Annotated in this window: 15 protein-coding genes; 13 read left to right on the plus strand and 2 right to left on the minus strand. The window is 47.7% G+C overall.

Annotated elements, in window-relative coordinates; all coding sequences use genetic code 11:
- The first annotated feature begins 174 nt into the window (after nucleotides 1–174).
- The 3 genes from SB752_RS28890 (at nucleotide 175) to SB752_RS28900 (ending at nucleotide 6,873) form a co-directional block, all read left to right on the plus strand.
- The gene (locus tag SB752_RS28890; RefSeq protein WP_410718915.1) at nucleotides 175–3,453 is read left to right on the plus strand and encodes a DEAD/DEAH box helicase; all 3,279 of its coding nucleotides are present in this window, start codon (nucleotides 175–177) and stop codon (nucleotides 3,451–3,453) included.
- Nucleotides 3,454–3,626: 173 nt separating this feature from the next.
- A complete protein-coding gene (locus SB752_RS28895; RefSeq protein ID WP_410718916.1) occupies nucleotides 3,627–5,693 on the plus strand; it encodes a CotS family spore coat protein in 2,067 nt (688 codons plus the stop codon).
- A 28-nt stretch (nucleotides 5,694–5,721) separates the two neighbouring features.
- Nucleotides 5,722–6,873 carry a glycosyltransferase family 4 protein gene (locus SB752_RS28900; RefSeq protein WP_410718917.1) on the plus strand — a complete coding sequence of 384 codons (1,152 nt, stop codon included), beginning with the start codon at nucleotides 5,722–5,724 and terminating at the stop codon, nucleotides 6,871–6,873.
- 220 nt (nucleotides 6,874–7,093) lie between these two features.
- Here the strand turns inward: SB752_RS28900 and SB752_RS28905 are convergent, their stop codons facing one another.
- Nucleotides 7,094–7,687 carry a hypothetical protein gene (locus SB752_RS28905; protein ID WP_410718918.1) on the minus strand — a complete coding sequence of 198 codons (594 nt, stop codon included), beginning with the start codon at nucleotides 7,685–7,687 and terminating at the stop codon, nucleotides 7,094–7,096.
- 184 nt (nucleotides 7,688–7,871) lie between these two features.
- Here SB752_RS28905 and SB752_RS28910 point away from each other — a divergent pair, with 184 nt between their 5' ends.
- Genes SB752_RS28910 through SB752_RS28930 form a run of 5 tightly spaced genes read left to right on the plus strand, consistent with a single transcriptional unit; the run spans nucleotide 7,872 to nucleotide 12,900 of the window.
- Nucleotides 7,872–8,912, plus strand: coding sequence for an ABC transporter ATP-binding protein (locus SB752_RS28910; RefSeq protein WP_410718919.1), 1,041 nt, complete (start codon nucleotides 7,872–7,874; stop codon nucleotides 8,910–8,912).
- Entirely contained in the window at nucleotides 8,905–9,531 is a 627-nt protein-coding gene (locus tag SB752_RS28915) for a DUF4129 domain-containing protein (RefSeq protein ID WP_410718920.1), read from the plus strand. The genes SB752_RS28910 and SB752_RS28915 overlap by 8 nt, the downstream gene beginning before the upstream one ends.
- Complete coding sequence (locus tag SB752_RS28920; RefSeq protein WP_410718921.1) at nucleotides 9,524–10,651, plus strand: DUF4350 domain-containing protein; 1,128 nt, start codon at nucleotides 9,524–9,526, stop codon at nucleotides 10,649–10,651. Before SB752_RS28915 ends, SB752_RS28920 begins: the two co-directional genes overlap by 8 nt.
- Before the next feature lie 7 nt (nucleotides 10,652–10,658).
- Nucleotides 10,659–11,579 (plus strand): AAA family ATPase, encoded by a 921-nt coding sequence (locus tag SB752_RS28925; protein ID WP_410718922.1) that lies wholly within the window; start codon nucleotides 10,659–10,661, stop codon nucleotides 11,577–11,579.
- Nucleotides 11,530–12,900, plus strand: coding sequence for a DUF58 domain-containing protein (locus tag SB752_RS28930; protein ID WP_410718923.1), 1,371 nt, complete (start codon nucleotides 11,530–11,532; stop codon nucleotides 12,898–12,900). Before SB752_RS28925 ends, SB752_RS28930 begins: the two co-directional genes overlap by 50 nt.
- Here SB752_RS28930 and SB752_RS28935 read toward each other — a convergent pair.
- Entirely contained in the window at nucleotides 12,867–13,847 is a 981-nt protein-coding gene (locus SB752_RS28935) for a stage II sporulation protein M (protein WP_410718924.1), read from the minus strand. The two genes, SB752_RS28930 and SB752_RS28935, sit on opposite strands and share 34 nt — an antisense overlap.
- A gap of 49 nt (nucleotides 13,848–13,896) precedes the next feature.
- Between SB752_RS28935 and SB752_RS28940 the strand changes: the two genes are divergently transcribed.
- From SB752_RS28940 to SB752_RS28960, 5 genes are all read left to right on the plus strand, one after another.
- Nucleotides 13,897–14,718: an RDD family protein gene (locus SB752_RS28940; protein ID WP_410718925.1), complete on the plus strand. Its 822-nt coding sequence runs from the start codon at nucleotides 13,897–13,899 to the stop codon at nucleotides 14,716–14,718.
- Nucleotides 14,719–14,860: 142 nt separating this feature from the next.
- Nucleotides 14,861–15,367 (plus strand): hypothetical protein, encoded by a 507-nt coding sequence (locus SB752_RS28945; protein ID WP_410718926.1) that lies wholly within the window; start codon nucleotides 14,861–14,863, stop codon nucleotides 15,365–15,367.
- On the plus strand, nucleotides 15,348–16,427 hold the full coding sequence (locus SB752_RS28950; protein ID WP_410718927.1) for a phosphodiester glycosidase family protein: 1,080 nt from the start codon (nucleotides 15,348–15,350) through the stop codon (nucleotides 16,425–16,427). Before SB752_RS28945 ends, SB752_RS28950 begins: the two co-directional genes overlap by 20 nt.
- A gap of 157 nt (nucleotides 16,428–16,584) precedes the next feature.
- Nucleotides 16,585–17,463 carry an NAD-dependent epimerase/dehydratase family protein gene (locus tag SB752_RS28955; protein WP_410718928.1) on the plus strand — a complete coding sequence of 293 codons (879 nt, stop codon included), beginning with the start codon at nucleotides 16,585–16,587 and terminating at the stop codon, nucleotides 17,461–17,463.
- Between the two features lie 96 nt (nucleotides 17,464–17,559).
- Entirely contained in the window at nucleotides 17,560–18,408 is an 849-nt protein-coding gene (locus SB752_RS28960; RefSeq protein WP_410718929.1) for a M15 family metallopeptidase, read from the plus strand.
- Nucleotide 18,409: the final 1 nt, after the last annotated feature.

The following is an 18,409-nucleotide window of genomic DNA, read 5'->3' on the forward strand; positions in this document are numbered from 1 at the left end:
AGATGAACCGCCGTATACCGAACGGTACGTACGGTGGTGTGAGAGGACGGGGGCTAGCCACCCCCTCCTACTCGATTACTATACGAGTTGACGCGAATATGCTTCGGTTCAAGCGTTTTTTTTCTCGATCTGTTATCATTTAGATACACCGTTTGAAAAGAAAGGGTAAGGACGATGAGCTTTACACTAAGTGATCAAGTCATCAAAGCATTATGTGGGCGGATTTCCTATGAAAAAGGAAAAGCCTACTATCGCGCAAGAAGAGTCACGATTAACCACTACGATCCGCAACCGCTTGCTGTTGAAGCGACTGTAATAGTAGGAAACATCAATTATGAGGTTCATTTAGAGATGGATGGGAGTGTCATGGAGGCTTCCTGCACCTGTCCCAGACTCCGCTCTTATGATCAGTACTGTCAGCATGTGGCTGGCGTGCTGCTGCAAATAAAGGATATGGTTCGTGATCGTCCCACAAACTCTGCTCTAGCTTCAAGACAGTATGTGAACGATGAAATGGCTTCAACTAGTAGCTTGTCCAAACAGGAGCAACTAACGAGTGGGGTGCTTAGTCTTTTTGAAGCCAAACGACCTCGACCGAGTAGCTCGCCCAGTGCTTTGCGTGATACGAGAATATGCCTAGACGTAGAATTCTCATGTAAAATTTTCACCTACGGCTATCGCAAGCTCATGTTTGGTATCGAGCTGAAGGTCGGAGCCACGAGGCTGTACATTGTGAAAAAAATTCGAGAGTTTTTGGAGCGCCTGCACAAGCGAGAGGCGTTTGTTTTCTCCAATCATTTCACGTACGACCCACAGCTGCATCGTTTTCAAAAGGAAGATGATGCGATATTGCAGCAGTTAATCAGGATATACCAACATGAAAATGTGTATCGGGAAACAACGACCAGCCTGCCAACAGCGAATAGCATAAGTGGCGAGCGGATGTTGCTTGTCCCACCTAACTCCTGGGAGCCGCTTCTTCCCGCACTTGTGGCTGCAAAAGCCATACAAATCGAGAGGGGAGACGGTGTGTTTGTTCCCTTAGAGATGTTTGAAGGTCCTATTCCGATTCAGTATACCTTTGACCAATCGGCAGAAGAGGATTACCAGCTGGAAGTGCATGGATTGGACAATATTACGGTCATGGAATCGTATCGTGCCCTCTTGATCGATGGCAAGCTGCTGACCGTCGCAGCAGAGCAGTGTAGCCGTCTTGCCGGACTGAAGCAATTGCTGGAGAAGCATAGAAGAGAGAGCATTCCTATTTCCTCTGAGCAAATGGAAGCTTTCATGGTCCAGGTAGTTCCGGGACTGATGAACCTTGGGAGTGTCCACATCGCCCGCTCTGTCTCAGATCGAATCGTGCAAACCAAGCTAAAAGCCAAGCTGTTCCTGGATCGAGTGAGAGATCGCCTGCTGGCGGGGCTCGAATTTCAGTATGGTGATATTGTCATAAATCCTCTGGAGCTGGGGCAACAGCAACGCGGTACTGACCTGATCCTGATGAGAGATGGGGAAGGGGAAAGACAAATTCTGGATATCATGGAGAGAAGCGCTTTTTCCAGAACGGAAGGCGGCTTCTTTTTACAAGATGAAGAGGCAGAGTACGATTTTTTATATCATGTCGTTCCGCAGCTGGAAAAGCTTGTGAGTGTGTATGCGACGACTGCTGTAAAAGTTCGATTGCACACGGGACATGCCATACCAAAGGTAGTCGTTGATGTGAAAGCACGCACCAATTGGTTGGAGCTTTCTTTTGAACTGGATGGCGTCCCGGCATCAGAGATCCGCCATTTAATACAATCATTGGAAGAAAAACGAAAATATCATAAGCTGCCAAATGGAGCGCTCCTCCCATTGGAATCAGAGGCATTTCAGGAAATGTCCGATTTTATTGATGGAATGGGTATCGAGAGCCGTGATGTGCAAGGGGCATATGCCCGCATTCCTGTTGTTCGTGGGCTTCATGTCATGGATGCGCCCGGACATGGCAAAGCAATTCAACTGGGAAAATCCTTTCGTCAAATGCTGGATCATATGCGAAATCCCGATCATCTCGACTTTCCACTACCGGATTTGCTGGAACCGATTCTGCGTGATTACCAAAAATTCGGGTTTCAATGGTTAAAGACTTTGGCACACTATCGATTTGGTGGGATTCTGGCAGACGATATGGGGCTGGGCAAGACATTGCAAAGCATCGCTTTCCTCCTCTCTGTACTGCCAGAAATAAGAAGCGAGGAGCGGCCTGCATTGGTTGTCTCTCCTGCCTCTCTCGTATACAACTGGCGAAATGAATTAAAAAAGTTTGCACCAGAGATACGCACAGTCATCATCGACGGAAACAAAACCCAGCGCAATCAATTGCTTCAGGATGTATCCGAAGCAGATGTGATTATTACTTCCTACCCACTGCTTCGCCGCGACAGTGAGCAATATGTGGAGCAGCCTTTTCATACCCTGATCCTGGACGAGGCACAAGCATTCAAAAATCACACGACCCAAACCGCCAATGCTGTGAAAAGTCTACAGGCTCAGTATCGCTTTGCGCTCACGGGAACCCCGATCGAAAATAGACTGGAGGAGCTGTGGTCAATCTATGATGCGGTGTTTCCAGAGCTTTTTCCGAGCAGAAAAGCATTTCATGATTTGCCCAGGGAAGTCGTGGCGAAACGAGCGCGTCCTTTTTTGCTGCGGCGGGTGAAAAGTGATGTGCTAAAAGAGCTGCCAGAAAAAATCGAGACTCTACAAGCGTCTGAGCTTCTGCCTGATCAAAAGAAGCTGTATGTGGCCTATTTGGCACAGCTGCAACAAGAAACCTTGCTGCATCTCCAAGATAACAGCTTCCAAAAAAATCGCATAAAAATTTTGGCTGGCTTAACGCGGCTGCGCCAGATTTGTTGTCATCCTGCATTGTTTGTTGATAACTACGAGGGGAGTTCTGCCAAATTCGAGCAGCTGCTTGAGATTGTGGAGGAGTGCAGAAGCGCAGGGAAGCGAGTGCTCGTATTCTCCCAGTTCACTCAGATGCTCGGGATGATCGGGAGAGAGCTAGGGTATACAGGAGTGCCGTTTTTCTATCTCGATGGCAATACGCCAACGGCAGAGAGGGTTGAGCTATGCAATAGATTTAACAATGGAGAGCGAGATTTGTTTCTCATGTCATTGAAGGCTGGGGGGACCGGGCTGAATCTAACGGGGGCAGATACGGTTATTTTGTACGACCTCTGGTGGAACCCGGCCGTAGAGCAGCAGGCAGCAGATCGAGCCCACCGAATTGGCCAAAAGAAAATCGTACAAGTCATTCGCCTGGTTGCACAGGATACGATGGAAGAAAAGATGTATCAGCTTCAACAGAAAAAGAAAAATCTCATTGAAGAGGTTATTCAACCAGGACAAGAAGCTTTGTCTGCATTAACGGAGCAAGAAATTCGAGAATTACTAATGATTTAGGGTGGATGCCTTGACCTGTCTGTTTCAGCGGGTCAAGGCTTTTTTTGTCTGCAATATGGAATTTACTGGGGACAGGAATACTTAGATATTTGTCCGTTTCGGGTTCAAAATTCAGCGAATAGCTTATTAAGAATGAACCGTGCTTTTAGAAAAGGAATACGGGGGGGAATGGTATGGAACAGTACATGATTAAGCCATGGGATACCCGGGATGGAACCCAAGCAACTCCTGTCGACTGGGATATGCAAGTGCCTCCAGAAGTAGACCAACTGGCGGATTTGGTCAGCCAGCAATACGATATGACCGTTCATAGTAGGACTCTGATCACATCAAAGCCGGATAAGGGTGGGGCTATTTGGCGCATTGAGACAGACAAGGGTCCTCGCAGCTTGAAAGTCTTGCATCGTACACCAGAACGCAGCTTGTACAGTGTAGGATTACAAGATTATGTCGTCAAGCAAGGAGCAAGGGTCGCAGCACTTATACCAGCAAAAGATGGGAAGCTATTTGTAGAAATGGGTGGAAAGCTGTGGATTGTCACTGACTGGATTCCACTGCAACCCGCGAACAAGGTAGATTTGGCAGGTGCACAAGAGCTCTGTTATGGACTCGGTGAATTTCACCGTCATACGAAAGGCTACGTACCACCACTCGGTGCGAAAAACTCTTCTCGCCTGTATCGCTGGCCGAACTACTATCAAAAAATTGCGAAGAAAATTGGCTGGATGCGCGAGATGGCAAAGGCCTACCCGGAAACAGTTGCAAGTAAGTCCATTTTAGCCGTGGCCGATCAGTACGAACAACAGGCAAAAGAAACATTGGAACGGTTAAAAACATCCGCTTATCCTAAAATGGTTGCGATGGGCGAGCCGCATTGGGGACTCGTTCACCAGGATTATGGTTGGTCAAACGGGCAAAATGGCCCAGGAGGCTTATGGGTAATCGACCTGGATGGGGTTTCGTACGATTTGCCTTTCCGGGACCTGCGCAAGCTCATCACAAGCACGATGGATGATATGGGTACTTGGGATGTAGGCTGGATGAGGGGTATGATCGAAGCCTATCATAAAGCAAATCCTCTGGACAAAGAGTCATTTGAAGTTTTGTTAATAGATATGGCAATGCCCAATGAATTTTACAAGCATTTGAAAGAAATGTTCTTCGACCCGGTAACTTTCTTGAATACAGAGGCAGATTCGATCTTGCAGCGTGTACTGGCAACAGACCAAACCAAGAGTCAGGCTCTGGCAGAGCTGGCAAAAGACGTAACGAATTACCCGTCCGGAAACTACGAGGAATTGCTGGCAGCGCGTGAATCACAAATGCAGGCATCGGATGTTAGCTGGGATCAGCAGAGCTGGGTGCTGCAGCCACAAGAGCAAAGCGATACTGCTGCTTCTACCGCACCTGCCGCAGAAATGGATACGAAAACCAAGACAACGATCAAGGTCAGCAAGAAAAAATCTGCAAGTAAAGATAGCAAAGTGGCATCAAGTAAAAAGGAAAAGGCTAGTGATAAAAAATCGACAGCCAGCAGCAAGAAGAAAAAGAGCGAAAAAATCTCTGCTGAAAGTGTAGAGGAAGTGAGCGCTGAACCGGTTGCTGCGATCGAAGAACAAGTGCAAGCGTTCACGGCCCAAGAATCAAAAGCGAAACCTAGAGGGCGTTCACGAAACAAACGGAAAGCTGGCGTCGCACAGGAACAAATGGCTACCGAAGCGCAAGTCCAACCACAAGAAGGTACGGAAACTGCGCCAGCAGCGAGACTCCAAAAGCCTTCTGCGAAACCGTCTACTACATCCAAAGTCATCGATCTCACACCACACTTGGCAAAGCGCAATTTGAAAAACACGAAGACCAAAAAAGCTGTTGGCAAAAAAGCAGATACAAGTGCCAAGCAAGCTGCGCAGAAAAAAGTATCCTTTACTGCCAGTGCACAAAAGCCAGTGATTAAACCCAAAACAAAGGCTGTTCAAGCCAAAGCTTCACAAGTAAAAAGTGCTTCTGAGCCACTGCGCAAAGCAAAGGCCGGAAAACAAGAAGTGGCGAAACTCAGTCAATACCGCAAGAAATCTGCAAGCTCTGCCAAGCGGGCCGTTTCTCCTGCAAAGACTCAGCGTGCACCAGTCTCAAAAGCACTCGCCTATTCAAAAGTGGCTGCTCCCAGCCGGAAAATGGCAAATGCACGGGCACAGAAGCCGCGTGCCCAAAAAGGATTGAAAGTGGCTAGAGGCAGGTAATAAGCCGTATGAGGAAAGGAGAATTTCGATGAAAGTAGTTATGATATGCACGGAAAAGTTGCCCGTGCCTCCAGTACGAGGGGGTGCGATTCAAACCTATATTGCTGGAATAGCAGATTTTCTAGGGCAACGTCACAATTTGACGGTACTAGGGACAACAGATCCTTCCTTACCTCTGGATGAGCAGGTTGGCAATGTCCGTTATGCACGGGTAAATGGTATGGGGTTATTTGAAGCCTATGCCGAAGAAGTGATCAAATTTTTACAAGCGAATACGTATGATGTGATTCATGTTTTCAATCGACCACGCTTGGTGCCAATGATTCGAGAAGTCTGTCCGAATGCTCGGATTATGCTGAGCATGCACAATGATATGTTTGATCTGGCGAAAATTGACCCAGAAATTGCGGTAAAGACAATTGCCGAAACGGAAACGATAATTACGATCAGTGATTACGTAGGGCGAGTAATCGGCTCTCTCTATCCAGAATCTGCAGGGAAGCTGCGTACCATCTATTCTGGAGTGGATTTGCAAACGTTTGTCCCTTGGGAGAAATCTCAGGCTGCACGACAAATCAGACAAGAGCTGCGAGCGTTGCATAATCTTGGAAACAAACAGGTCATCCTGTTTGTTGGTAGACTTACGCCGAAAAAAGGAGCGGATATTTTGGTGAGGGCGATGAACGATCTGCATCGTCAGCACTCCAATATTGCGCTTGTATTGGTCGGGGGCTCATGGTACGGGGTAGATAAAGTCAGTGACTATGTTGCTTATGTACGCTCATTGGCGGATCGATCTCCGATACCGGTCATTACAACCGGTTTTGTTGCAGCAGAGGATATTCACCATTGGTTTTGGGCTGGAGATATCTTTGTTTGTCCGTCGCAATGGGAGGAGCCGTTGGCACGTGTCCACTACGAAGCGATGGCGGCAGGGTTGCCTTTCGTCACAACAAAGCGTGGTGGAAATGCGGAGGTCATCATCGGAGGAAATGGCTTGCTCGTAGAAGAGCCAGAAAATCCACTTTCGTTCTCAACGCAGCTGAGTAAATTACTCGCCAGCCGTGACTTGCAGCGGAGTATGGGAAGCAGCGGAAGACGATTGGCAGAGGAGCGTTTTACGTGGGAACGCGTAGCACGTGAAGTTCTTAATGTATGGGAATCCAGACGGTCAAGGTAATGCGTGTGGGACAAGTGCCCACAAAAAGCAAATAAAATCAGGAAGATGGGCGTAGAACCCATTTTTCCTGATTTTTTTGTATAGAGTGGACAATGAAGCTGATGCTTGTCCGTAAAAATGAGAATGGGAAGAGCTGGCCGGGGGAGACTGAGCAATTTCGCTCCCCCGCCGCAACGGTTGATCTGACATCATTGATTTTCGATGTGAGATTGAAACAAAACTACCCTGATGCCAGATGGCGATCATGTCGTTCGCCTGTGCGTTCCACTAAGGAAAATGGGACGGCTTCCCCCATTGTTGGCTGTTCAGGTGCGGTTTCCATGGCAGGTAACTGGAGATTCGGAATGATCGCCACGATTCGATTCAGTGGAATCAAAATGCTTCGGCCATTGTTTGGCAGAGAGGCACAGGAATGCAGCTCAATCATCCCTTCATCAACTCGCACCAAAGTTCCTCTTCGATAATCGCGTCCCTCTGGTCCTAAGTCCGTAGTTAAGATCAATTCTACGATTTGATTTTCTTTCTTGCATTTGCGTAATTCCTTGCGCAGCGCATACAGACTTGCATCTTCTGCACTCTCTTCCTTTTCAACATCTACCTGAACGATGGGAGCGGGAATAATGAGAGGCTTGGGCGCTTCTATTTGGACAGTAGGAGCTTCTACTTGAACAGTTGGAATCGGTGTATTGACGGATACATGAGGTGCTGGAGTAGTGACGCGTACGTTGGGAGCACGAACATTGACGCGAAGCATGCGATGTGCATGTCTTTTTCCAGTCGAATACCTTCTTCCTTTTTTCCTCGCAGCTTTCAATGTATACACCTCCTTTTGTACATGGTTCATCATATTCAGTAAAAGAAGGGCGGTTATGGACAAATACCCTAGAGTGGAAAAAAAGGCAGGAAATCTTTAGCATTTTTAGAGGAAATTCTTAAAAGGAGAGGAAAATCGTGTATACTATTCAGGTAATCCCAAAAAGGATGATGGAGGTTTCGCAATGAATCAATCAACACTTGCTCCCATGGGAGTAGGAAAGCTGCTTGATCGCAGTTTCTCAGTTTACAGGCAACACTTTTCTGCTTTTTTCCTGTTGGCCTTAATTTGGTTCGGCCCCTTTTTATTACTGCAGCAATTTATGATGGTCGATATAGGCAGCATGCCATTTCTTATGCAAGATTCAGAGGGTTCAGATTTTTGGGAAGCGCTCGGAAATCGGTTTATTGGTCAAGAAGAAATGGTGACGGACAACATTGCTTTGCTTGTAACGTATTTAGTTCTGGTCGTCCCGTTGATGACCTTGGTTGGATATCCGCAGCTTCTTTCGGTTGCAACATTGTTGACACAAAGAGCGATAAAAGGAGAACCGTTGCGCCTAAAGGACGCCATGAAGCAAGCTTTGGGTCGGTTCTGGCCATTGGTAGGAAGTACCGTGGTTTACGGACTTATCGCCATCGGGGTCATGATCGCGTTCTTTTTGCTGTGCATGCTGCTTTTCTTTTTGCTGGCCTTTGCCGTTGGCGGAGCTTTTGACCCATTTTTGTTAGTTGGCAAAGATTCGAACCCGGTATTTATGGTCATACTGTTCATCTTTGGCTACTTTGCATTTATTATCGGTTCGATCCTTTTCCCGGGATATTTCCTCTTGCGCTGGAGCTTTTATATGCCGGTCGTATTGTTTGAAGGAGACGGGATAGGGATTGGGGAAAGCTGGAGTTTGACAAAGGGAAATTTTTGGAGATTGCTTGGTCTTTTCCTTGTAGTAAGCTTGCTCTACTCCATTTTCTCTGGCGGCGTGCAAGCTTTGGTAACAGGAACGATGGGGATGTCAATCGTTGCACAGCTTATTCTTGTTCTGCTTGCGTGCCTATTGATGCCGTGGATGTCGATTGTGTATGCGCTCGCGTATTTTGATTTGGTTGTACGTAAAGAGGGAACCGATTTACAATTCATGCTCAGCAAACAAGCAGTCGAGGATATCGCGACACCTCAATCTAAATCTCAACCTCAACCAAGTGAACCGGGAGCTCCAGATGAATAGGGTCATGTCGCTTGTGCAGGACAAGGAACGCTTACAAGAAATTTTGTCCCAGGATGAATTCACGCGCCATCAATCAGAGGGTGAAAATCTGCTGCAAAAAGGAATCAGGTATTTGATTGAATGGATCGCCAAACTGTTCGAATGGACGGAAATACCCGCAGGTGCTTCCAGTACAATTTCCACATCGTTCCTTATTCTGGCAGCGCTGGGGCTCGTGTTCGTCATTTATTGGCTAACGAAAAGGATTGTGTGGGAGCAGAAGCACCAGCAGGCTTTATTTGTGCATGGAGAAAAGATTCGTGCGTATACGAATTACTTACAAGATGCAAGAGAGCAGGGGAAAGAGGGAAAGTGGCGCGAGGGAGAGCGGTCACTATTTTTGGCCCTGCTCGTTTACATGCAGACAAAAGCATGGATTCGAATCGAAAAGTGGAAAACCAACTGGGAATACGCTGACGAGCTCCAATTGAATCAGCCGCGGGCAGAGGAGCTGTTCAGACGGCACGCCAGAACATTTGATCAAGTTTGGTACGGTCAAGCGGTTATCGATGAAACCCTGTTCTGGGAGCGATTAAAGGAGCTTGAGGTATTTTGCCGCGAGGAGGGACAGCATGGCTAACTTGCGAACCTATCGCGTGGGAATTGTGGTAGCGATTGTGCTCTTTATCATTGTTGGCTGGTTTGCGATCAAGCCGGCAGCAACGAATTATCCGCCTTTTTTGGCTGTATCAGCTCAGCCAGACGGAACCAAAGCACTCATGGTGCTGCTTGAGGAAAAAGGGAAAAGCGTCAAGGAATGGCGCCAACCGATGAGGTTTTTGCCCAATAAGAAAGGACAGCTTCTCTTGTCCGTGGCACCAAGCAATCTGCAGCCAAGTGAGCTCGAGGAAATCAGCAGCTGGGTAGAGCAGGGGAATCACCTGATTTTGTTTGATAAAAGCACTCAGGAATGGGGAAGCTTGCCATTCTCTACGCAGGACATAGAAGATGAAAGCACCAAAGTACGAAACATTAGAGGAGCGCTACTTGGTGAGGGCTATTTCGGGCTGGCAAAATCACTCGTAAGATTAAGTGAAAATGGATCGATGGAGGCGCTGGTTTACGACGACCAAGGAATTTTAGCTGGTCGAACCCAAATTGGCGAAGGGAGTATGACGCTCTTTCTAGTGCCTGAATGGATGACAAATGCCCAGATTCAAAAATGGTCTCATTTTGAAGCCATTTGGCCCTATCTCCAAGGGGATTGGTCTGTCGTTTGGGTGGACGAATACCATCATGGCTTGCAGCAAAAACCGGGACTTCTGGCAATTTATCCTGGCTGGCTGATTGCGATCTGCCTCCAACTGGCAGCTGCACTGCTGCTTTATGTGTGGTGGCAAGGCAAGCGTTTTGGTCCGGTCTATACGCTGCGCGAGTGGACCGTTCGCCGCGGAGATGAAACGCTTCTCGCGATAGCTAGATGGTATGAACAAAGAGGTCTGGCACGAGATGCACTGCTACATAGAGAGACGTATTTGCGTCAGCTCATTCATGATCGCTGGGGTTTACATCAGCGGGCGGACCGCTCTGAAATTCTACGGATAGCGAATACCAAATGGACTGAGAGAGACGCAAACAAATTGTCTCATCTGCTGCAGCGGCTGGAGCAAACAAAAGCTGGAGAGAGATATACGACGAAAATGCTGCTCGCGGACAGTCAATTGCTGGACGAAATGAGTAAGCGTCTTGAGAAGGAGTGACCACAAGATGGAGCAATTAGTGCTGCAAATGGAAAAAGAGTTGGTAGGTCAACGTCAAAATATTCGATTGCTGATCACTGCCTTACTTGCCGGCGGACACGTATTACTTGAGGGTGTCCCTGGTATCGGGAAAACGAAAATGGTCAAGACGTTGTCGAAGCTGATTGGCGGAGAAAGCAAGCGCGTCCAATTCACGCCTGACATGATGCCGTCTGACATCATCGGTCATGTCGTCTATAACATGCAAACCAACCAATTTGAAACGATAATAGGTCCGGTTTTTGCCAATTTGCTGCTCGCGGATGAGATTAATCGGACACCACCCAAGACACAAGCAGCACTACTAGAAGCGATGGAGGAAGGACAGGTAACGATTCACGGAGTTACCTATGAATTGCCTGATCCATTTTTTGTGGTAGCTACCCAGAACCCTGTTGAATATGAGGGGACGTATGTCCTGCCAGAAGCACAGCTTGATCGCTTTTTGTTCAAGCTGACGATGCAATACCCGAGTCATGAGCATGAAAAGCAAATCTTAAAGCAGCACGTACCGTGGGAGAAAAAGCATACTAGCACAGTCGAGCCAATATGCACACTCGAAGAAATCTTGGCACAGCGGCAAAAGCTTCAGGAAGTCGTGGTGGATGACTCCATCCTGGAATACATCACAACCTTGATTCGAAACACGAGAGAGACGAAGCGATTGCAATTGGGAGCGAGCTCCCGGGCTGGGATAGCCGTTCTCATGGCGAGCAAGGCATGGGCCCTGCTTGACAACCGTCTTTATGTGACGCCTGACGATGTCAAAATGGTAGCTCGTCCTGCACTGCGTCACCGTCTTATTCTTTCACCGCAGGTAGAATTGGAGGGGGGTACAAGTGACCACATCATCGACGAGACGTTGGCGGCTATTCCAGTTCCTCGCTGAAATACTAGCTGATCGCTTTGTTCTGCCGACAAAGCGACTCATTATTTTGGTTTTGCTCGGAACCCCGCTTGCAGCGACTGGGTTTTGGCTGGACATAGGTTACACGATGTTTTGGTTGTACAATGGCTTGATTTTGCTTGCCAGCGTGATTGACTGGGTAACTTTGACCAGGCGAAGTGATTTGACCATAAAGCGCATTTTGCCTGAGCAGATCGACCTTGGCCAAAGGTTTTCCATACAAATCGAGTTGGATAATCGCAGTGGACAGTCGGTTGGGTATTTGCTAGTGGATGATTTGCCGCTCTCCTTTGAGGAAACAGCGCCGATTGCAGGGAAGCTGGACTCGGGGGAGACGAGGATCGCGTACACCACTCGTGCTAACGAAAGAGGCGAGTATTCCTTTCGCTGGCTCTATTTGCGCTGGCATGGGAGAATAGGACTTTGGTACAGACAGAGTCGTTTTTCGTGCGAACAATCTCTCAAGGTGTTTCCTGATTTGTCTGCGGTTCGCGGATATTTGGCATCTATGCAGGAGAGCTTGATTGTCGATGGCAAAAAAATTATGCGCAGGGCGAAATCAGGGTCGGAATTCCATGCGATTCGCGAGTACGTTCCTGATGATGATCCGCGCTTCATCAACTGGTCTGCGTCCGCACGCTCACGAAAACTCATGACAAATCAGTACCGTCCTGAGCATGGTAAGGTGATTATGATCGTGATTGATTGCGGCAGGCTGATGGGAGTAGAGCTGGATAACAAGACGAGGCTGGACATCTCCATCGAAGCGGCATTAACCGTGGCGGCCGTAGCGCTTCGCCAAGGTGATCAGGTTGGACTCCTCGCTTATTCTCATGAGATCAAGGTGTACATACCGCCTGGAAAAGGACTTCGCCATCTGCACACGCTCGTTTCTGCGACGTATGATCTAAAAAGCGACTTCGTTGAGGCGGATCCAGCCAAGGCGTTAGAATTTTTGCATCGTCAGCAGAAAAGAAGGAGCCTGATCGTCCTTTTCTCCGATATGGAAAACTATCTGGTAGAGGATCAGCTTGGAAGCTACTTGTGGAGGATGCGACGTACTCATTTGCTTTTGCTTCTTTCACTGGCTGATCCTCTCTTGCACGGCTGGAGTCACATAGAATCAGCAAACAGCCGATTGGCGTTCGTCAAATCAGTAGCCCAGCGCTTCCAGCTGGACCGCAGAGCCTTTCAACAAAAAATGACCGGCGCGGGGATCCAGGTACTGGACATTCCGGCCGATCAGATGACATTGACAGTGGTGAATACTTATTTAGAAATGAAATCGAGAGAAGCGCTATAGGTTCGCCGCTTCCGTGCGATTAAGTACCAGCCGATCAGAATCAGCAACGTTAGCAAAGCGACAGCGTATTTTACCTCAAGCGAGAGGGAAGACGGTGTGATAAAACCCTCGATGATGCCAGCGATGACAAACAGGGGAAGTGTGGCTAGTAATAACTGCGCTGATTCTTTTGCGGCCTCCAAAAATTGATATTTTCGGGCAAAGCGACCGGGAACAAGCAAGCGATAGCCCATGTGCAGTCCAGCACCGCCAGCGATAAAAATAGCAGTCAGTTCTATGACGCCATGCGGCAAAATATAGGCCCAGAAAGCGTAGCTGCTGCCAGCTTGATAGTACACGGCTGCAAGGGCACCAACTAACAGTCCGTTGAACAGCAGCAAATATATCGGGAATATCCCAAGAGTTATGCCGCTGACAAATGCAAGCATCGCGACCTTCATGTTATTCGTCATGATCATCGTAGAGATGACAGGGCTATTAATGGAGGCATGACCTTCCCCCAAACGGGAGGGATCGATTTGCTCAGCCATCCCTTGTGGCAGTACGTAGTACAGATTCAGCGGATCAACCATAACTGCGGCAAAGCCAGAGATACCGCCAATGATAAACAAGAGGGTAGCCATCCCGATAAAGCTTAATCGTTTGTCAATCAACCGCATCAAATGGCGCCCGAAGAAATGGGTCATCTGCTGCCAACTACCCGAATGCTGCTTGTAGGCTATGTTATGCGCCCGCGAAACGAGCTGGTTCAGGTAGAGCGTAATTTCATTAGACGGATGATAGGTACGAATATAGGCCAGATGGGCAGAGGCCTTTTTGTACAAAATGGTCAGCTGATCGATGTCACTTGCCTCAATTTTGCGAGGGTGTCGGTCAAAACGCTCGACAAGCTGCTCCAATTTGGCCCATGAGGTTTTGTGTTTGTGCCAGAAAGACGTTATATCCAAGAAAATTCCTCCTTTATAGACAGGGAACGAGAGGGTGAAGGAAAAAGGGATGAATGATTGGACACCGATGAATCAGAGTACGAGAGAAGCTTCTGTCGTTACACCAGAGCATGTCATGCTGCGATTTCAGACGGCTGGTGTAGGGAGTCGCGCAGTAGCACTTCTCATCGACACGGTACTGCTGCTCTTGGTTAATCTTACTGTATTTATTTTGTTCAGTATAGTTTTCTTTGGGAAAAATGATCTTTTTTTCCTCGAAACGGAAAATTATGCGATCGCCATCGCCATAATCTTTGTTTTCGTACTCAATTTTGGCTACTACTTGTTTTTAGAAGCTTTTTGGGGGGGACAGACGGTCGGGAAACGATGGCTGGGGATTCGGGTTATTCGTGACAATGGTCAACCCATTACATTTTTGTCCTCAGCGATTCGCAATTTGTTTCGTATAGTAGATATGCTGCCCACGGGCTATTTTCTTGGGGCGATCGTTTCTTTATTTCATCCACGGGATAAGCGTATCGGGGACTTGGTAGCAGGAACGATTGTCGTCATGGAAAGCGGACAAACACCATCGTTCTTTCAAAAAAGAACAATGAAAAAGCTGCAAGAACAAGTGAGCATGGAGCCGTTATCTCTTAGTGAAGTACAGAAACAAGCGATTACCCGTGAGGACTGGCAGCTTCTCTCTACGTTCATTTCCAGGCTTTCTTCTCTCTCCAAAAATAAGAAACAAGAGCTAGGGCTGCAAATCGCTGCTACATTGTCCAAAAAGCTGGGCATGGAGGAAATGGCAATGGTAAGAGAAAATCCGCTCTTATTTTTGCAAGGACTTTATAACCAATTACGTGATGAATGGAAATTAGGAAAATAAGCAATGTCACGAAAACCGCCATAGTAAGGCGGTTTTTACATTTTTCGCGTCATTTTTCCAATATTCCGCAAAAAGCTTGGCGAAATATGATGTATGTTATAATAAGACCTTACTCTATGTCACAGAAAGGAGGAGGGAGCCGATGAGCGATAAATATATGTCCGCTTCATCGTCACAGGCAACCAGCTTGCCACTCCCAGGGAATGGAAAACAAGAAGGCAGACGCAAGCGTTCTGGGTTGCTAAATGCGTTGCTTCCCTCCCGGACAGAAGGAAAGCGGTCCCCGCTGCCTATGATTTTGGCTATTCTGCTCTGGGGAGGACTCGCATATGCTGGTTATGCTTTTGCCGTTCATACGTTGGACAAGCAGCAGCAATTTGTGAACCAGCAAATTCAACAGGTGCATGAAGAGAACCAAAAACAGGTGCGAGTGCTAGGCGAACAATTGACAATGGTTCAGGATGAAATGAAAAATGTGCAATCTGGACTTACAAATTTGGAAGAAGATTTGGAATTGACTGGAGCGACAATTGGAGGAACGAATAAGACCAAGGAGGCCCTTCAGGATCGAATTGATCAGTTGAACAAGCAACTGGTGGATTTGAAAGCATCTTTGAAAAAACTGGAGGATGCTGCCCGTGCTTGGTAACATAAATCGTTTTTTCGCTTTTTTATTGGCACCCGCTGTCGGGTTTCTGGTAGCTTTTTCGCAAGCGAATCCAGTAGACAAGCTCCAGCTGGAAAGCTTAAAGCTGCCTACCCAGCAAACAAAAGAGCAGGCGGATGCGATTGGAGAGCAAATCTACGCGACCAAAACGCAGATGAGAAGTGTCGAATTTCTCATTGAAGACATCCGTGCCGAATCCGAAAAAGAAAAGAAGGATTACGAGCAGCAAAATAACAACATCGGTAATTTGTTAGCTGACAGTAAATCGCAAACACAAAAGTCTGCGGATGTGCTGGATTCGATTCTTTCCAAAATGCTGGGAAATCCGATCGGTCAATCCTTTGGGAACAAATCCACTGTAAAAGTGTACTCCCTGGAAGAAGCGGGATACCGTGGCTACATGGCAAAGGTACGTCTGAAGGACCCGAATGCGCTAAAAATGGTCCTGGCAAACAATTCGGTGAAAAGCAAGGGTGAAAAGACAAGTCATGCAGGGAAACGGACTGGAGCCATCCTCGCCATTAATGCCGGTGGTTTCATGACGGACAAGCAGGGCAATGTGACACCCCTCGGTATTACCGTTGTCGATGGGAAGATTCGCAACTTTTCAACCGATAAAAAATTGAGCTTTGTCGGCTTCAACAACAAGGGTCATCTGGTTGGGGCCAATATCACAACCGAAGCGCAAATCAAGCAACAGGGCATTTTACAAGGAGCCAGCTTCTTGCCGCGACTTTTGCAGGATGGCAAGCGTCTCCCGATTCCACGTGACTGGGCAAATACGCGCCATCCACGGACGCTAATCGGTCACTTCGACAATGGCGACTTGCTGCTGATTGTGATCGATGGCAGACGAGATGGCTGGAGTAAAGGGGTAACCCTGGAAGAAGCGCAGAAAAAATTGCAGGAATTTCATGTTGTCGATGCGTTTAATCTCGATGGTGGAGGTTCCAGTGCTTTTTACTATAACGGTAAGCTGATGAATAAGCCTTCAGGTGGCAGTGAGCGTCCAGTTGTAAGCAATCTGGTTATCATGCCGTAAAGAATCGAAATAGAATGGCCGCATAAACTCTTCTGGCTTTTGCTAGAAGAGTTTTTTTGTGTGCGCGAAATCAATGGAAAGCTCTGAAAAATGCAGGTCATCTTAAAGCGTGGAAGAAGTATAATAGAAAGGGAAAAAATGGAGGGGGACTGACGGCATGAAAAAAGCTCTTGTTCTTGGAGGAACTCGATTTTTCGGGAAAAGACTTGTCCAGCTTTTGGCAGAATCAGGTATGGAGGTAACGGTTGCGACGCGAGGAATGACCGAAGCCGAACTTCCACCGCAGGTAAAGAGAGTGACCGTGGATCGGGATGATGTGCATTCCTTGGCAACGCTCGGCTCTGAAGACTGGGACGTCATCTACGATAATATTTGCTACTCCTCCCAAAATGCTCTCGATGCGTGTGAAGCGTTCCGAGGGCGCGTAGGACGTTATGTACTGACTTCTACTTTGTCTGTATATGATTTCTCGCCAGAGCGTCTGAAGGAAGAGGAGTTTGATCCGTACACGTATCCCATTGTCCCTGCACCGAAAGAAGAGGTGTCGTATCAAGAGGGCAAGCGCCAGGCAGAAGCGGTATTTTTCCAACAGCAAGCATTTCCAGTCATTGCTGCTCGCTTCCCTATCGTACTTGCGGAGGATGATTACACAAGAAGGCTTCATTTTCACGTTGAGCACGTGAGAGAAGAGCAGCCGATTGGTATGGTGAATCCCGAGGCGATCATGTGCTTTATACATGCACAGGAAGCTGCTGAATTTTTGCAATGGGCTGGGACAGTCGAGCGGGAAGGGCCTGTGAACGCATGCTCACACGGTACGATCCGGCTAAATGCCCTGATGGATGAGATTGCGGATGCTGTGGGAAACCAAGCGATCATACAGGCAAAGACGGCTGAAGACGATGCTTCTCCGTATGGTTTTCCCGAATCATTTTATATGGATAACACGAAAGCTAGCAAGGCAGGATTTGCTTTCAGAACCTTAGATTCCTGGCTTCCACAGCTGATCAGGACTCTTGCCTTACAAAGCAACTGAGCAAAATGATCAACAATCCATGCTGTTTTTTTGGTCGACTCCGTGGTAAGGTATAGCAGAACATATGTGTCTGTATGGAACCAGGAGGATAAAAGCATGAACAAGAATCGCACTACCGGACTTGCTGTCGCAGCCGTACTATCCGTAGCCCTACTTAGTGGTTGTGAAGCCCCGTCTTTAACAAAATTGCTCTCTAGCGGGGATCAGCAAGCTCAACCGTCAACTCCAGCAAGCGGCGCGTCATCAGAAGGCACGGAGAATTCGACGCCTTCTTCACAACAAGAGGAGCCGGGTAAACCAAAGCCTCCGTCACTACAAGAGACGATCACGATGGTGGAGGGTGTTCCGACGGTTACAAACCCGACTGAGTTGTCCGTGGTAGTGAACAAGCAAAGAGCCTTGCCGGCTGATTATATTCCGCCAGATCTGGTTGAGCCAAATGTCCCCTTTCCTTTTGATGAAAAGGTAGAGAAGCGCTTTATGCGAGCTGAAGCAGCAAAAGCGCTGGAGGAGTTATTTGCCAAAGCAAAGCTGGATGGAATTGAACTTTATGCTGTATCTGGATACCGATCCTACAAAACGCAACGATCGCTCTATGAAACGTATGTGAAAACGCAAGGAGCTGAGCACGCCGCAGCATATAGCGCGGTCCCAGGCAAAAGCGAGCATCAGACAGGTCTGGCGATGGACGTGTCTGGAGCGGATGCAAAAACACGCTTAGAGGAGCCATTTGGTGAAACCCCGGAAGGGCAGTGGCTGACAGCTCACAGCGCCGAATGCGGCTTCATTATTCGCTATTTAAAGGGGAAAGAAGACATCACGGGCTATTCCTATGAACCATGGCATTTGCGATATGTCGGTAAAGAGATGGCGCAAGAAATCATGGCGAAAGGTATCACACTTGAGGATTATTTGTCTGAGGATGGCACCGCCCAAAAACAGTAAA

Source organism: Brevibacillus sp. SIMBA_040 (assembly GCF_046535075.1).
Taxonomy (GTDB): domain Bacteria; phylum Bacillota; class Bacilli; order Brevibacillales; family Brevibacillaceae; genus Brevibacillus.

What these genes read in the sequence shown, in the direction of transcription:
- SB752_RS28890 (WP_410718915.1), top strand. Translation starts at nt 175, where the DNA reads ATGAGCTTTACACTAAGTGATCAAGTCATCAAAGCATTATGTGGGCGG.
- SB752_RS28895 (WP_410718916.1), top strand. Translation starts at nt 3,627, where the DNA reads ATGGAACAGTACATGATTAAGCCATGGGATACCCGGGATGGAACCCAA.
- SB752_RS28900 (WP_410718917.1), top strand. Translation starts at nt 5,722, where the DNA reads ATGAAAGTAGTTATGATATGCACGGAAAAGTTGCCCGTGCCTCCAGTA.
- SB752_RS28910 (WP_410718919.1), top strand. Translation starts at nt 7,872, where the DNA reads ATGAATCAATCAACACTTGCTCCCATGGGAGTAGGAAAGCTGCTTGAT.
- SB752_RS28915 (WP_410718920.1), top strand. Translation starts at nt 8,905, where the DNA reads ATGAATAGGGTCATGTCGCTTGTGCAGGACAAGGAACGCTTACAAGAA.
- SB752_RS28920 (WP_410718921.1), top strand. Translation starts at nt 9,524, where the DNA reads ATGGCTAACTTGCGAACCTATCGCGTGGGAATTGTGGTAGCGATTGTG.
- SB752_RS28925 (WP_410718922.1), top strand. Translation starts at nt 10,659, where the DNA reads ATGGAGCAATTAGTGCTGCAAATGGAAAAAGAGTTGGTAGGTCAACGT.
- SB752_RS28940 (WP_410718925.1), top strand. Translation starts at nt 13,897, where the DNA reads ATGAATGATTGGACACCGATGAATCAGAGTACGAGAGAAGCTTCTGTC.
- SB752_RS28945 (WP_410718926.1), top strand. Translation starts at nt 14,861, where the DNA reads ATGAGCGATAAATATATGTCCGCTTCATCGTCACAGGCAACCAGCTTG.
- SB752_RS28950 (WP_410718927.1), top strand. Translation starts at nt 15,348, where the DNA reads ATGCTGCCCGTGCTTGGTAACATAAATCGTTTTTTCGCTTTTTTATTG.
- SB752_RS28955 (WP_410718928.1), top strand. Translation starts at nt 16,585, where the DNA reads ATGAAAAAAGCTCTTGTTCTTGGAGGAACTCGATTTTTCGGGAAAAGA.
- SB752_RS28960 (WP_410718929.1), top strand. Translation starts at nt 17,560, where the DNA reads ATGAACAAGAATCGCACTACCGGACTTGCTGTCGCAGCCGTACTATCC.